The sequence below is a fragment of the Bacillus sp. AF23 genome, from assembly GCF_020861455.1.
Lineage (GTDB): Bacteria > Bacillota > Bacilli > Bacillales > Bacillaceae > Bacillus > Bacillus halotolerans.
The window spans coordinates 80,875-95,606 of sequence record NZ_JAJHVY010000033.1; the positions used below are offsets into that span (position 1 = coordinate 80,875).

A 14,732-nucleotide genomic window follows, 5' to 3' on the forward strand; every position below is an offset into this window, starting at 1 on the left:
TCAAATTCTTGATGTTTGGCATGCTATAATACAAATCAAATAGAGAACAAGGAGTTAAAGATGAAAACACTGCGAACGTTATGTGTACTGATCATACTTTCTGCTGTCATTTTCTTCGGCATCAAAATATATGCAAAAGATATAGATATTTCGTTTTTCAAAATTGATTTAGGTGCAACGAAGAAGGAATCTGAAGCAGCAAACAAAGAGAAGAAACTGAAAGGAAGCGCTGAGCCGATGGACGTCACGCTTTTCAATCAGATGGATGCCCCAAAGCTCTATAATGGCTGTGAGGTGACGAGCCTTGCAATGGTACTGAACTATGCGGGATACAGCGTGACAAAGAATACACTGGCAAACCAGATCGCAACAGTGCCTTTGACATACAGCAGCGGATTAAAAGGTGATCCGAATGACGGATTTGTCGGTGATATGGCGAACGGCCCGGGGCTAGGTGTCTATCACGGCCCGATCTATCAGCTCGCTAAAACCTATGCGGGGGACAGCGTTTCTGATCTGACAGGAAAAAGCATCTCTGCTGTTTATGAGCAGCTTGAGAAAGGCAACCCGGTTTGGGTTATCACGACAGCCAACTTTACGCCGGTTGACAACATGCAGACATGGAAAACGCCAAACGGAACGATCGATATCACGTACAGCGAACACAGTGTCGCCGTCACGGGTTATGATGAAAATTACGTGTATGTGAATGACCCTTATGGCTATAAAAACAGAAAAACAGACCGGACCAGCTTCGAAAAAGCGTGGGTGCAAATGGGCAGCCAAGCCATCGTCGTTCAAAAGTAAAGCTGCCCGCTTTCACAAGCTTTTCTTATGCTCTCTCCTGAGCAAATACGCCAATATTCATGCTTAATGTTTAAATCAAGTAACAATGACGCATTTTCTATTTCCCATCCAAATTTGTCTTTACTTTCAGGCTGGCTATTTTTATGATTAAAACAGATTCAGCCTTGCCCCGATCTATGTGAGAGAAGCCGGTGCAAGATGCTGACGCTTCTCTTACAAAACTAAAGATATCCGGGGAGGATTTTATCATTGAAAAAAATCGTGTCTATCCTATTTATGTTCAGTTTGGTTATGGGCTTCAGCCAGTTTCAGACATCAACTGCTTTTGCAGCTGACAAAGTGGTTCATGAAACAATTATCGTGCCAAAAAACACAACATATGACGGGAAGGGACAGCGGTTTGTAGCAGGAAAAGAATTGGGTGACGGAAGCCAATCCGAAAACCAAAAGCCTGTTTTTCGTGTGGAAGACGGAGCAACTCTGAAAAATGTAGTGCTCGGAGCTCCTGCTGCTGATGGCGTGCACACTTATGGAAACGTTAACATTCAGAATGTGACGTGGGAAGATGTCGGTGAGGACGCGTTAACTGTGAAGAAGGAAGGAAAAGTAACCATTGACGGCGGTTCTGCTCAAAAAGCTTCTGATAAAATCTTTCAAATCAATAAAGCCAGCACGTTTACAGTGAAAAACTTCACTGCGGATAACGGCGGAAAGTTTATTAGACAGCTGGGCGGATCGACCTTCCATACCGATGTCATTATCGACAGATGCACCATCACAAACATGAAGGAAGCGATTTTCCGTACGGACAGTAAAACGAGCACTGTCACCATGACGAACACAAGATACTCCAACGTCGGCAAGAAATGGATCGGCGTCCAGCACGTAACGGAAAAAAACAATACCCAATTTTAATATACAAAAAAAGCCCGCGCTATTTATTACAGCGGGCTTTTTATTCTTTCCTGCATTTCTTCCCTTGTGTATATGATTTTCATCGGATTTCCGCCGACAAATGCTCCGGCTGGCACATCCTTATGGACAAGCGTTCCGGCGGACACGACTGCGCCATTCCCTATTTCTACGCCTGGCAGAATGGTCGTGTTGGCTCCGATCATCACTTCGTCTCCGATCAGGACTTTACCGGTTCGATACTCCTGAATTAAATACTCATGGGCCAAAATGGTCGTATTGTATCCGATGATTGAATTCGTTCCGACTGAGATCTTTTCCGGAAACATAATATCGGGCATCACCATGAGGGCAAAGGATGTCTGCTTTCCGACCTTCATCCGCAAAAATGTACGGTACAGCCAGTTTTTCATCCCTATAAACGGTGTGTATCTCGCGATTTGAATAATCATGAAATTCTTCACTACCTTCAAAAAAGGCACCGTTTGATAGACATGCCACAGTGAGTTAGCACCTGATACCGGATGCCGGTCTGTTTTTCTCACAGATTACTTCACTCCAACGATTTGTAATAGATCACTCATTTTCTCAAGCATATAGTCAGGCTCATGTTTCGCCAGCGCTTCCGTGCCTTTAATCGTCCAAGCGACCCCGGCTGTTTTTGTGCCGGCGTTTTTACCCGCCAGAATATCGTGATAGTTGTCGCCGACCATGATGGCTTCTGCAGGCTCGCTTCCCAGCTGTTTCAGCGCCAGCAGCACAGGCTCGGGATCAGGTTTTGCCATCGTGACGTCATCAAGTGTAACAACGGTTTCGAAAAATTCGCCGATGCCCGTCAGCTTAAGGCCCATATTGACAGTATCTCTTAATTTTGTTGTCACAATTCCTAATGTAAAGCCCGCTTTTTTTAGTTCATCCAGCGTTTCATAAACCGTTTCATATTCGGTGACAAGTGTGTCATGCATCTGGTGATTGTATGTTCTGTACATGCTGATCATATCTTCAGTTTTCTCAGCATCCATTGAAGAAAACGTTTCAAAAAGAGACGGGCCGATAAACGCAAGTACATCTTCACGTTTATAGCGGCTCGGGTAATAATGCTCCAGCGTATGCAAGAATGACGCGATAATTAATTCATTCGTATTAATAAGGGTCCCGTCTAAATCAAACAGAATTGTCGTAACTTGTTTATCAGTCATACTGCTTCCTTTCCAACCGCTGAGGGTTTCCATTTTTTCCACGTATACGATATAGCCATCGTCAGCAGCACAGCCGTAGTGACCCGGATCAGCAGAAGCGGCCAAACTGGAATGCCGAGCGGAATAAAGACAAGTGTATCTTCAACGACGGCATGGCAGGCAACGAGAAAAATAAAGGCCAGTGTCATGTCGCGCCTGCCAACGCCGTCATCTTGGACTGCTTTAATCATGACACCCGCTCCGTAGGCCAGGCCGATTGTCAAGCCGGCCACCATTGTCATCGAGGTATTTTTATTCATGCCGAGCATCTGCGTAAACGGAGACAGCCACTTCGAAAACGTGTGCAGCCAGCCTAAGTCTCGCATAAATTGAATGATGATCATCAGCGGGATCACAATTGCCGCCAGCTGCAAAACGCCAAGACCGGCTTTCATTAAAGCCTCGGCCAGCATCGCCAGCCAGCCGTCAGGCGCATCACCCTTTGCAGCGATAAAACCGTACTGCGCCGTTTCCTGCCCGCCATGCCAGATAAGATTGATGACGATTGCAGAAACAGCTGCCAAACCAATGCGCACTGCCAATATGATGCCAATCCTGATCCCGACCTTTGCTGCGACTGTCGATTCGATAATCAAGTTATGACAGAATGAAAGCATCACCGCTAAGATAAAAACTTCCTTCACGGATAAATCCAGTGTCAATATCCCGGCAATCCCCGCGTACAGATTCAGCATATTCCCAAGAACAAGCGGGATCGCCGCTTCACCGGAAAGCCCGAACAGGCCCATTACCGGTGTAATCAGCCGTACCAGCCAATCCATGACAGGCGTATGCTGAAGCAAAGTGACCACCAGCGTTACCGGAAAAATGACTTTGCCGAGTGTCCATGTTGTTTGAAGACCCGCCGCAAGACCGGCTAGAAAAATCTTCTTCATCCCTCATCCCCCTTTGTTACCGTCTACTCTGCGTAACGCTTCGCCGAGTACCCCTTGACGCGTCTGAAGATGATGGCTGCTACAGCCAAAACAATCAATACGATTGAGATCACCTGAGCGATGCGAAGCGAACTCGTCAGCATTAAGCTGTCAGTCCGCATTCCTTCAATAAAGAGCCTTCCGATTGAATACCAAATGATATAGGTTAAAAACAGCTCGCCTCTCCGTAAATTCGCTCTGCGCAAAAGCAGCAGTATAATAACGCCGACAAAGCTCCATAGTGATTCATATAAAAAAGTAGGATGATAATATTGGCCGTTGATGTACATTTGATTGATGATAAACTCAGGCAGGTGCAGGTTTTCTAAAAAGGCTCTGCTGACCGCCTCCCCGTGTGCCTCTTGATTGACAAAGTTTCCCCAGCGGCCGATCGCCTGACCGAGCAAAATGCTTGGCGCCGCGATATCCGCAAGCTTCCAGAAAGAAATGTTTTTCATTCTCGAAAAGACATAGCCTGTCAAAATGGCACCGATTAAGCCGCCGTGAATCGCGATGCCGCCCTTCCAGATTTTTATGATTTCCCCCGGATGTTCGGCATAATAATCCCATTCAAATGCAACGTAATAAATCCGTGCGCAAATAATCGCGATTGGGATCGCAAAAAGGACGAGATCGATAAAAATATCTTTCTGCAGTCCTCGTTTCTCACTTTCTCTCATGGCAATCCAAAGCCCCAGCAAAGCACCGAGGCCGATAATGATTCCGTACCAATGGACGGCTAACGGCCCCAGCTGAAACGCTATCGGATTGAGTGGTTCTATCGCTTCATTCATTTATTGCCAACTCCTATTCGTCTTGTTCACCGTCTTCAATGACATCCGCCAGCTTGTTGGTAAATTGCTCAGCGGCGTTTAAGCCCATCCGCTTCAATCTGAAGTTCATAGCAGCCACTTCAATAATGACCGCGAGATTTCGTCCCGGACGGACAGGGATCGTGAGTTTTGTAATTTCTGTATCAATGATTTTCATCGTTTCTTCTTCGAGTCCAAGACGGTCGTATTGCTTGCCCTGCTCCCAGAGTTCAAGATTCATCACAATTGTAATTCGTTTATTGCTTCTGACCGCACCGGCACCAAACAGCGTCATGACGTTAATAATGCCGAGCCCTCTAATTTCAAGCAGATGCTCAATGAGCTCAGGGGCGTTTCCGACAAGGGTATCCTGATCCTCCTGCCGAATTTCAACACAATCATCAGCAACAAGGCGGTGGCCTCTTTTCACAAGCTCCAACGCGGTTTCACTTTTTCCGACGCCGCTTTTCCCTGTGATCAGCACTCCGACGCCATATATATCTACAAGCACACCGTGAATGGCTGTGGTTGGCGCAAGTCTGCTTTCTAGGAAGTTGGTCAATCGGCTTGACAGTCTTGTCGTTTTCAAAGGCGATCTGAGGACAGGCACGCCGTTTTTCTCGGAAGCGTCAATGAGCTCCTGCGGGATAGGCATATCTCTAGACAGAATAATAGCTGGTGTTACATCCGTGCATAGAGATTCCATTCGCTGCTTTTTATCCTCTTCCGGCAGCTGTTCAAAGAAAGAGAGCTCTGTTTTCCCCAGAAGCTGTACGCGCTCCCTGGGGTAATATGTAAAATATCCGGCAATTTCAATGCCTGGTCTTGATAAATCGCTCATCGTAATCGGGCGGTTAATACCTTCTTCACCGCTGATTAATTCCAAATGAAACTGTTCCATTACATCTTTTGTCCGAACCTTTGCCACGATATGTTCCTCCTGTTCCGGGATAACCCGAGCTTGCTCAACAATAATTTCATTTTATCACTTTCGGGCTTGAACCTAAAACAGATTTTATAAAAGACTGGCAAACGTGCCAGCTGGTCTAGATCACTAGTCTGAAAAAGAGTAAAATAAACGTATTCATATTCCAGAAAGGCGGATCATTTATGGCAGATAGTCTTCTTCTCAGCGGAATCAGTATCGTGACAGAAAATGAAGTGATCAAAAACGGCTATGTCGGGGTCAAGGACGGAAAAATCAGCGCTGTCTCAACAGAACGGCCAAAAGAGCAATACTCAAAGGAAATTCAAGGCCCAAAGGATGCCGTATTGCTTCCGGGGATGATTGATATTCATATTCACGGCGGCTATGGCGCAGATACAATGGATGCGAGCTTTTCCGCGCTCGATGCCATGTCCTCAAGACTGCCTGAGGAAGGGACAACGAGTTTTTTAGCGACAACCATCACACAGGAGCACGGCCAAATTTCTCAAGCTCTGGTAAACGCGAGAGATTGGAAGTCTGCGGAGGAACCCTCTTCATTAGGTGCGGAATTGATCGGAATTCATTTGGAGGGTCCCTTTGTTTCACCTAAAAGAGCCGGAGCGCAGCCAAAGGAATGGATCAGGCCCTCAGATCTTGCGCTTTTCAAGAAGTGGCAGCAGGAGGCAGGCGGACTGATCAAAATCGTCACGCTTGCGCCGGAGGAGGACCAGCAATTTGAGCTGATCCGTTATTTAAAAGATGAGTCGATTATCGCTTCAATGGGACACACGGATGCAGACTCCGCATTACTTTTGGAAGCCTTTGAAGCAGGCGCCAGCCATATGACTCACTTATACAATGCGATGAGCCCGTTTCATCATCGTGAACCCGGAGTAATCGGAACAGCCCTCGCTCATGAGGGTTATGTCACAGAGCTTATTGCTGACGGCATCCACTCCCATCCGTTAGCGGCAAAGCTTGCTTTTTTAGCAAAAGGCAGCAGCAAGCTTATCTTGATCACCGATTCGATGCGGGCGAAAGGTCTGAAAGACGGAGTCTACGAGTTCGGCGGACAGAGTGTGACAGTAAAGGGAAAAACAGCTCTTCTTCCGGACGGGACGCTTGCCGGTTCGATTTTAAAAATGAATGAAGGCGCACGGCATATGCGCGCGTTTACGAATTGCTCTTGGACGGATATAGCAAATATAACTTCAGCAAACGCGGCCAAACAGCTTGGCATCTTTGACCGAAAAGGCAGTATAACAGAGGGAAAAGATGCGGATCTTGTAATTGTCAGCAGTGAATGTGAGGTGCTTCTCACCGTCTGCCGCGGAAACATTTCATTTAAATCCAAGGAGGCTGATCATATATGAAAGTAATCGAATGTCAATCGTATGAGGCATTAAGCCAAAAAGCTGCCGGCATTGTGGCTGAAACAGTCAGGGAAAAGCCTGATGCCGTTCTCGGTTTAGCAACAGGCGGGACACCGGAAGGCACGTACCGCGAGCTGATCCGCCTGCACCAAACAGAGAATCTTTCTTTTCAAAACATCACCACGATTAATTTAGATGAATACGCCGGGCTTTCCGGTGATGACCCAAACAGCTATCACTGCTATATGAATGACCGTTTCTTTCAGCATATCGACAGTCAACCGAGCCGGCATTTTATTCCTGATGGAAACGCAGGTGACCTGGAAGCCGAGTGCAAGCGCTACGAACAATTGATTGAATCACTTGGCGGAGCGGACATTCAGCTTCTCGGCATCGGCCGGAACGGGCATATCGGCTTTAATGAACCAGGTACATCATTCCAGTCCCGCACACATGTCGTGGCATTAAATGAACAAACCCGTCAGGCCAATGCCAGATATTTTCCCTCCATTGACAGTGTGCCAAAAAAAGCCGTTACAATGGGAATTCAAACGATTCTCTCAAGCAAGCGGATTCTTCTGCTTATCTCCGGCACAAGCAAAGCCGAAGCTGCCAAAAGGCTGCTGGACGGACAAGTCAGCGAGGAATTCCCTGCGTCTGCTTTGCACCTGCATCCTAACGTTTCGGTTTTGATTGATCAAGAAGCCGCGGGATTCAGGCATTGAAAGGATTTTCGCTATGAATATCAATAAACAATCTCCTATCCCGATTTATTATCAGATTATGGAGCAAGTAAAAGCCCAAATAAAGAGCGGAGAGCTGAAGCCGGATATGCCGCTTCCTTCCGAGCGGGAATATGCCGAGCAATTCGGGATCAGCCGGATGACAGTGCGCCAAGCGCTTTCTAATTTGGTCAATGAAGGTTTTCTCTATCGCCAGAAAGGCCGGGGCACCTTTGTCAGCAAGCTAAAAATGGAGCAAGCGCTCCAAGGGCTTACAAGCTTTACCGAAGATATGAAAAGCCGCGGCATGAGGCCGAGCAGCAGGCTCATCGATTATCAGCTTATCGATTCGACTGAGGAGCTGGCCGCCATACTAGGGTGCGGGCACCCGTCCCGCATCCACAAAATCACACGGGTTCGGCTGGCGAATGATATTCCTATGGCGATCGAAGCCTCACACATCCCATTTGAGCTTGCAGGTGAATTAAATCAGTCTCATTTCAAGTCGTCGATTTACGAGCATATCGAAAGGTACAACAGCACGCCGATTTCTCGCGCCAAACAAGAGCTTGAACCGAGCGCCGCAACACAGGATGAAGCAAACATACTCGGCATCCAAGAGGGGGCGCCAGTCCTGTTGATTAAACGAACAACGTATTTGCAGAACGGAACTGCTTTTGAGCATGTAAAATCTGTATACAGGGGCGACCGCTATACTTTTGTTCACTACATGGATCGGCTGTCATAAAAAAATCTCCAACCCCTTTTTAAGGATTGGAGACACGGCGAAAATCAAACTGGTCTGGCGCTGGACGATAGGTTTCTTTTTTCGTCTTGAACTTCCAGATCGGCGATTTCGTTTTTCCGTTAAAGCTGTCTTCCACAATGGTGTACCAATAATAAACAGAACTCGGCTCTAGATTCTCCCAAAGGAATTCGGCGGTTTCCCCGCTTTTCACTTTCTCGCGTTTTCCGAGCTGTTCGTTTGTATAGACATTGCATTCAAAATAATCGGTTTCTACTCTTTTCATTCTTGGCTTCAGATCAAGCTCCAGCGTAAACTCATCCTTGTTGCCGTAACTATCTGTATCATAAAAGTTTTTATCATCCAAATACGGAGAGTATGTGGATACATGCACCACATTGTTTGCCTGGTCAAACTGCATCAAACGCAAATACCCCTGGCCGCCCTCGGGCCCGCCCTGATAATCAGCAAGCATTTGATGTACGAGACGATCCGGTTTTCCGTCTCCGTCATCATCCAGCTCATCTGTTTTTCTCATCGCGCTGTGATAATGTCCGCTTAACACCATCACGACATTCGGGTTCGGCTTGACAACTTTCTTGAAAATTTTCTCGCCGATCGGGCTTCTGTTTCCGCTTACGAGTAAATATTCATGAAAAGCTAAGACAGCTGTCCTGTCAGGGTGCTTCTTCAGCACTTGATTCATCCATGCGATGTCTTCGTCCGTGATGCCCCAGCCCATGTACAGCATGATATAATCATTGCCGCTGCTTGATATGAGGTCATAATGCCCGCGGTTATTTTTGTATGATTCGCCATAATGCAGTCTCTTATCGAAACGGTGGCTCCCAAAGTATTTGCCAAATGCCCTGTAGGAGCCGTCCTTGTGACCGACATCGTGGTTTCCGGCCAGCACGCCGTAAGGAACTCCGCTGTTGTCCAGGACACGCATTGATTGATCAGCGTTTCTCCACTGTCTGATATCTGCGGAATCATCTACAATATCCCCTGTATGAACCACGTATTTCGTATTCAGCTTCCTTTGGGTATTTTTGATCCATGCAGTCTGCTTATCAAAAATATGCGGATAGCTTTTTGCATAATACTGCGTGTCTGACATCCAGACAAAGGTATACATATCCTTCGCAGGAGGAATTTCATCCTGAACAATGATATTCATCTTAGATTTCCGCACATAATCGGAAGCGATGACAGACGCCTTTAGCGTGAACTGTTTGTCATCTTTGGCAACGAAGCTGTCAATCGGCTGCCACTGGCTTGTCCGGTAATTCCAAGCGTACATTGTCACTTTCCTACCCGGCAGAGAGCTTCCTCTCCAAACGGCTTCAGCTAAATCATTCTCATCAATGGACGGGTCAACCGTCACTTCAAAACGGTGATAAGGAAAAAGCTCCTTCTCTTCAGTTGATACTGTTTTTCCGTCAGCTCCTGACACCCGATTCATTTCTTCATTGGTAAACGGCGTCTCGCTTTCCGGGACAAAGCTTTTCGGAGGTTCAGTCAGTGACGCATGCTTAAACATTTTCACATTATTTCTGTTTTGCGCCGTATATTGAAAGCCTCTGTAAAAAGACACATCCATCGCATCATTCGTCGGATCCTTCACCCGCACCGAAAGCTTGGCTTTGTGCGTATCGGCATCGCTATTTACGATTTCCGGCTGGTCCGGATGCTCCCGCACTGTCTTAAATGTCCGCTCAATAACCGTTTTATTGCCAGCCAAATCTGTTGCTGAGACTTTCAGCGTGTGTTTGCCCGGAGACAGCTCAGAAGTTGACGTATGATACGGGAGCGTAATGCTGTCACCATCTAAAAATGCCTCTGTTTCCTCTATTTTGCTCCATTTATCAAACATATCTGCCTGCAGAACCAGGTTTCCTTTATACGTCTGTCCGTCCGTCACATTCGGTTCGATGTGCGGACCTGAATTATCAACCCGCACTACAAAACTCAGGTTTTCATTCCCATCGCTTACTGCAATATGATGGGCTCCTTCAGTCAGCTTCTCTGTATCCCACTTCAGCAGCTGTGACGTAAACAGTCCGTCAGGCAAATGAAATTGAAACGGCCAGCTTTTATTTGAGCGCTGATTATCCCCAATAAAAAGCTCCTTCTCGGGAGAAATACGCTCATCCCTGATCACCGTTCCATCTGATAATACCAATCGGGCATTTTTGACTAAAAAGTCATCACGGTTTTCAGCCGTATCAAACGGAGATACCTTTGAACCCGATCGTATCGTGATACGCTGCAGCTGCTTCCCTTTTTGAAGCAGCGTCTCCGGCAAAGGGACAGAGTAGGTGCGGTATTTATTTGTCGTATCATCGAAGACTTTTAGCACCTTGCCGTCCATCGTTACAGCATTTTTAAAGTAAAGGTTCGTTTTCCGGGTATCGAACGCAAAATATACTTCTTTTTCCATGGCGGGCTCTGTCAGTTGTTTTTTTCCGTCAATCCACAGTTTAATGCTGTCAGTCCGCCCATCCGTAGTCGCTTTGAGAAACTGTGTCCCCGAAAGTGTATCTCTGTTTTCTATATTCATCCGCAAACCGTGCGACTTGCTTGTTTGCTTAATATCAATCATTTTGACAGGCGTCTTCGCTTCATTGATCCCGTCACCGGCTACGACGTAATACTCAAGCTGATCCTTCCCGATCAGCTCAGGCGAGTAGACAATATAATGGTACAAATGATCGTTGCGGTCTTTTTCAGCGAAAATGCGTTTGAACGGTTTGTTTTCATCTGTCCGATAATAAAAGGCGGCCGTTTTCACTAAACTGCGGTCACGTATGTCAGCCCGCAGTTCAATGCTTTCAGCCGGACGGACAGGCTTGCGGTCTGTTAAATCTTCTATAACCGGCTTTTCTTTATCAAGCTTCATTTTTCGTTTTTGCTCTGGAACCTGCGCCTGTAAAACCGAGCCTGGCGATGGATTTTTTTCTGCTATTGAAATATTGAGCAGTTCCGCTGTTCCATCGAGCGGATATTTATAAAGCACAGACGACAGGCGGCGCAGCGCATGCTTTCGGTAGTGCGCAACTGAAATATCCTTCCCTGTATTCGTCGATATCGCAACCGCACGCGGCCGGGTATTCGCCATGCCCTCTGTTCCTTCCAGCACCAACAGATTTTCCCCTTCTCTCAAATGTGTCTGATAGTGCCGGTTAAAATCATCCGCTGTCAATTCAGGATGTCCGGCAGGCTTGAGCCAAAATACACAGGTTTCGCCAGAAGGAATGACGACCCGCTGATCAGGTCTCCAAATCAAATCGGAGTCCGGCCCTTCCTTCGGATAGCGATAGCGGATGTGATAATCTTTAAAATCAATTGTTCTGTCGGTTGTATTATATACCTCAATAAATTCATAACCGTCTGTACGCCCGGTATTTTTGGTATCAACCGCAAGCTCGGTGATCAGCAGCTCCGGGATATGGGCGAGATCAGCCTGAAATCCATCCAGCTTCAGTGTCTTCGTTTCTGACTCCACCCGCTGCTTTCCATTCGAGAACACAATGTAATACTCGAGCTCGTTATTCCAGATTGACCTCTTCGGAATTTGCGCCAAAAACTGGCGGATAGCTCCGGGGGTTGGATCCATCGGCACCATTTTATAGCCCATTTCATTGCTTTGTTTATAAAACAAAAAGGCAGAAAACGATTGATACTCACTGTCACGCACGTGCGCCTGAATGATCAGATTGCCCTTCATTTCAGCCTTCACTTCAATTTGAGGAGGGTTTTCAAGCAAGGGTATGTAATGAGGCGTTTGGAACGGTTCCTGCTTTATGACGGGCAAGGCCCTCGCTTCATGATGGCCGCCAGACTGAACAAACAGAAAAGACAATAATAAAGAAGCTATGACTGTGTATTTTCTCATCACGACACCTCCCTTTTCACGTATTTTGCGTCTGAACAGGGAAGCTTATGAGTTTATTTTTGTGCAAAAAGAACAAAAAGACATCGGCCTCTTGAAGTTAAACCGGTTAACGATAAAATCAGAGAGGCAGATTGATGGATAACAGCATTCATAATGAATGATTTCAAGCGATACAAGAGTTCGCATTAAAAAGAGATAAGCACGGTACCGCTTCCATCTCATTCACCTCTTAAAATGAGATGGATTATTGATAGACAGCACTTAAAGCTTCAACGGATCATTTTCAGTAATAAACTTTTTTCATTTCATAGACGATGATCATCATTAATGTTTACCAGTAAACATCAGTCATTCCATCCCTTATTCTTCCATGTGTCAATATCATCAGCCTTGAAAAGTTGAAAAAAAGTGTAAATGCCACAGTTTTCAGCTTCCTTAAGCACCAGCAATTGACAACAAAAACAAGAACAGATAAAATCAAATCGTTCACTGGTAAACAATTTTTATTATTTCCTGGTAACCATTCATTCAAAGAAAGAAGGTAGCTTATGTCCGGTCTGACAAAACAGCTGATATACGACATATACGTTCGGCTTCTGCATCTTAATGAACAAAAAGCGAATACTTCACTTTGGCGGTTCTTTAAGGAGGCCGCAGAAGAAGATGTGATTGATGTTCCCAAAAACATGACTAGCATCCATGTCATTGACTGTATTGGCCAACATGAACCGATTAATAATACGGGAATTGCCAAAAAAATGAACTTATCCAAAGCGAACGTAACGAAAATCAGCACAAAACTGATCAAAGAAGAATTCATCAATCGCTATCAGCTGTCTGATAACAAAAAAGAAGTCTATTTCAAATTAACCCGTAAAGGCAGACAGATTTTTGATTTGCATGAAAAACTGCACAAAAAAAAGGAGCTGGCATTTTACCAATTCCTTGATTCATTCTCACAAGATGAACAGAATGCTGTATTGAAATTTTTAGAACAGCTTACTTCCAGACTTGAAGCTGAGCAAACAGATGATACTTCAGAGAAACCTGTAAAGTAAAAAAGGCGGTGTGTTCTTTATGGCTCAAACGAAATCAAAAGCAATGCTGATCTTGTATATTGTTTGTTTCAGCGCATTTTTTGCTTCTTTAAGCCAAAATATATATTCACCCATCATCCCGATTATTAAAGAATCATTCCATGTCTCTGTAACCCTCGTGAACCTGTCAGTTTCAGTTTTTATGATTGTGACAGCCATTATGCAAATTATTTTGGGCGCCATCATCGATTTTAAAGGCGCGCGTTATGTCTTGCTTGCTGGAATACTGGCAACGGCGGCAGCCAGTTTCGGATGTGCCGTCACCACTGATTTTACTTTGTTTCTTATTTTTAGAATCGTACAGGCAGCCGGTTCCGCAGCACTCCCTCTCATTGCGGCCACCACAATCGGCCAGCTATTTACAGGCAGTGATCGCGGAAATGCCATGGGTACGTATCAAATGCTTCTTTCGGCCGCCCCGGTTATTGCTCCTGTTCTCGGGGGATTTCTCGGCGGGGCTTTCGGACACGAAGGGATCTTTTGGATGCTGACAGCGATCTCTGTTATTTTATTAGCTACAAACAGCATTTTCTTCCCTAAGGATTCTCATAGCGCACCAAAGCAAGATGCAAAATCAGTCAGTTTGCTTACTCATTATAAATCCATTTTCACAAATAGAGCTGGAAATGTCATTTTGACCTTAAGCTTTTTTCTCTTTTTCATTTATTTTGCGGTTATTGTCTATCTTCCGATATTGCTGACGGAACATTATCATATGGATGTACAGATAGCGGGACTGTTATATTTGCCTCTGGCGTTAAGCACAATCGCTGGTACCTTTCTGTTTAAAAACATACAGGCAAAAGTTCCTCTAAGTACATTGTGTGTCTACAGCAATGCAATTGCAGCGGTCAGCATTATTTTATTTGCTTTTACCCATTCCGCCTCGATCATTCTCATGGCTCTCACATTGGCGCTGTTCGGTGTCTCGATGGGGGTTATTCCTCCCCTGTATTCCACGATGATCACCAATGAGTTTGAACACAACAGGGGGAGCGCGATCGGAATCTTTAACTTTGTCAGATATACAGGTATGGCGGCCGGCCCGGTGATATCAGCTTATCTGTTGACACGGATGCCGTCTGTCATGTCATTTGGCCTTTTGGGTATCGCATTTGCCATATTGAGCTTTTGCCTTCTGCCGTATATGCATCAGGCGAAACATGACATCAAACAAGAAAAACATCCTATGTAAAAAAGCTGCCATTTGCGGGACTGACCCCCGTTTTTGAGACAGGGATCAAAACACCTTTTATACAGCCAAT

Annotated in this window: 13 protein-coding genes; 7 read left to right on the forward strand and 6 right to left on the reverse strand. The window is 45.7% G+C overall.

Annotated features, from left to right (window positions below):
* The first annotated feature begins 60 nt into the window (after positions 1-60).
* Positions 61-807, forward strand: a complete 747-nt coding sequence (locus tag LNN34_RS17950) for a C39 family peptidase (RefSeq protein ID WP_044159370.1) — start codon at positions 61-63, stop codon at positions 805-807.
* A gap of 249 nt (positions 808-1,056) precedes the next feature.
* The gene (gene pelC / locus LNN34_RS17955) at positions 1,057-1,722 is read left to right on the forward strand and encodes a pectate/pectin lyase PelC (protein ID WP_010332018.1); all 666 of its coding nucleotides are present in this window, start codon (positions 1,057-1,059) and stop codon (positions 1,720-1,722) included.
* Positions 1,723-1,748: 26 nt separating this feature from the next.
* On the opposite strand, the gene LNN34_RS17960 is transcribed toward pelC, so the two are convergent.
* Genes LNN34_RS17960 through hprK form a run of 5 tightly spaced genes read right to left on the reverse strand, consistent with a single transcriptional unit; the run spans position 1,749 to position 5,632 of the window.
* Positions 1,749-2,264, reverse strand: coding sequence for an acyltransferase (locus LNN34_RS17960; protein WP_044159373.1), 516 nt, complete (start codon positions 2,262-2,264; stop codon positions 1,749-1,751).
* A gap of 3 nt (positions 2,265-2,267) precedes the next feature.
* Entirely contained in the window at positions 2,268-2,918 is a 651-nt protein-coding gene (gene ppaX / locus LNN34_RS17965; protein WP_059335014.1) for a pyrophosphatase PpaX, read from the reverse strand.
* Positions 2,915-3,853 (reverse strand): nucleoside recognition domain-containing protein, encoded by a 939-nt coding sequence (locus LNN34_RS17970; protein ID WP_229044058.1) that lies wholly within the window; start codon positions 3,851-3,853, stop codon positions 2,915-2,917. Before LNN34_RS17970 ends, ppaX begins: the two co-directional genes overlap by 4 nt.
* Before the next feature lie 23 nt (positions 3,854-3,876).
* Positions 3,877-4,686 (reverse strand): prolipoprotein diacylglyceryl transferase, encoded by an 810-nt coding sequence (gene lgt / locus LNN34_RS17975; protein WP_229044060.1) that lies wholly within the window; start codon positions 4,684-4,686, stop codon positions 3,877-3,879.
* A gap of 13 nt (positions 4,687-4,699) precedes the next feature.
* Positions 4,700-5,632, reverse strand: a complete 933-nt coding sequence (hprK, locus tag LNN34_RS17980; RefSeq protein ID WP_044159384.1) for an HPr(Ser) kinase/phosphatase — start codon at positions 5,630-5,632, stop codon at positions 4,700-4,702.
* A gap of 182 nt (positions 5,633-5,814) precedes the next feature.
* Here hprK and nagA point away from each other — a divergent pair, with 182 nt between their 5' ends.
* Genes nagA through LNN34_RS17995 form a run of 3 tightly spaced genes read left to right on the forward strand, consistent with a single transcriptional unit; the run spans position 5,815 to position 8,475 of the window.
* Complete coding sequence (gene nagA / locus LNN34_RS17985; RefSeq protein WP_229044062.1) at positions 5,815-7,005, forward strand: N-acetylglucosamine-6-phosphate deacetylase; 1,191 nt, start codon at positions 5,815-5,817, stop codon at positions 7,003-7,005.
* Complete coding sequence (gene nagB, locus LNN34_RS17990) at positions 7,002-7,730, forward strand: glucosamine-6-phosphate deaminase (RefSeq protein WP_215510112.1); 729 nt, start codon at positions 7,002-7,004, stop codon at positions 7,728-7,730. Before nagA ends, nagB begins: the two co-directional genes overlap by 4 nt.
* 13 nt (positions 7,731-7,743) lie before the next feature.
* The gene (locus LNN34_RS17995; protein WP_229044064.1) at positions 7,744-8,475 is read left to right on the forward strand and encodes a GntR family transcriptional regulator; all 732 of its coding nucleotides are present in this window, start codon (positions 7,744-7,746) and stop codon (positions 8,473-8,475) included.
* Between the two features lie 19 nt (positions 8,476-8,494).
* Here LNN34_RS17995 and LNN34_RS18000 read toward each other — a convergent pair whose 3' ends face one another.
* On the reverse strand, positions 8,495-12,370 hold the full coding sequence (locus LNN34_RS18000) for a metallophosphoesterase (RefSeq protein ID WP_229044066.1): 3,876 nt from the start codon (positions 12,368-12,370) through the stop codon (positions 8,495-8,497).
* Positions 12,371-12,918: 548 nt separating this feature from the next.
* On the opposite strand from LNN34_RS18000, the gene LNN34_RS18005 reads away from it, so the two are divergent.
* Complete coding sequence (locus LNN34_RS18005; RefSeq protein WP_229044068.1) at positions 12,919-13,428, forward strand: MarR family transcriptional regulator; 510 nt, start codon at positions 12,919-12,921, stop codon at positions 13,426-13,428.
* A gap of 19 nt (positions 13,429-13,447) precedes the next feature.
* A complete protein-coding gene (locus LNN34_RS18010) occupies positions 13,448-14,662 on the forward strand; it encodes an MFS transporter (protein ID WP_199398098.1) in 1,215 nt (404 codons plus the stop codon).
* The last annotated feature ends 70 nt before the right edge of the window (positions 14,663-14,732 follow it).

Coding starts and splice junctions, on each gene's coding strand:
- LNN34_RS17950 (WP_044159370.1), top strand. CDS start 61: ATGAAAACACTGCGAACGTTATGTGTACTGATCATACTTTCTGCTGTC.
- ppaX (WP_059335014.1), bottom strand. CDS start 2,918: ATGACTGATAAACAAGTTACGACAATTCTGTTTGATTTAGACGGGACC.
- LNN34_RS17970 (WP_229044058.1), bottom strand. CDS start 3,853: ATGAAGAAGATTTTTCTAGCCGGTCTTGCGGCGGGTCTTCAAACAACA.
- lgt (WP_229044060.1), bottom strand. CDS start 4,686: ATGAATGAAGCGATAGAACCACTCAATCCGATAGCGTTTCAGCTGGGG.
- nagA (WP_229044062.1), top strand. CDS start 5,815: ATGGCAGATAGTCTTCTTCTCAGCGGAATCAGTATCGTGACAGAAAAT.
- nagB (WP_215510112.1), top strand. CDS start 7,002: ATGAAAGTAATCGAATGTCAATCGTATGAGGCATTAAGCCAAAAAGCT.
- LNN34_RS17995 (WP_229044064.1), top strand. CDS start 7,744: ATGAATATCAATAAACAATCTCCTATCCCGATTTATTATCAGATTATG.
- LNN34_RS18000 (WP_229044066.1), bottom strand. CDS start 12,370: ATGAGAAAATACACAGTCATAGCTTCTTTATTATTGTCTTTTCTGTTT.
- LNN34_RS18005 (WP_229044068.1), top strand. CDS start 12,919: ATGTCCGGTCTGACAAAACAGCTGATATACGACATATACGTTCGGCTT.
- LNN34_RS18010 (WP_199398098.1), top strand. CDS start 13,448: ATGGCTCAAACGAAATCAAAAGCAATGCTGATCTTGTATATTGTTTGT.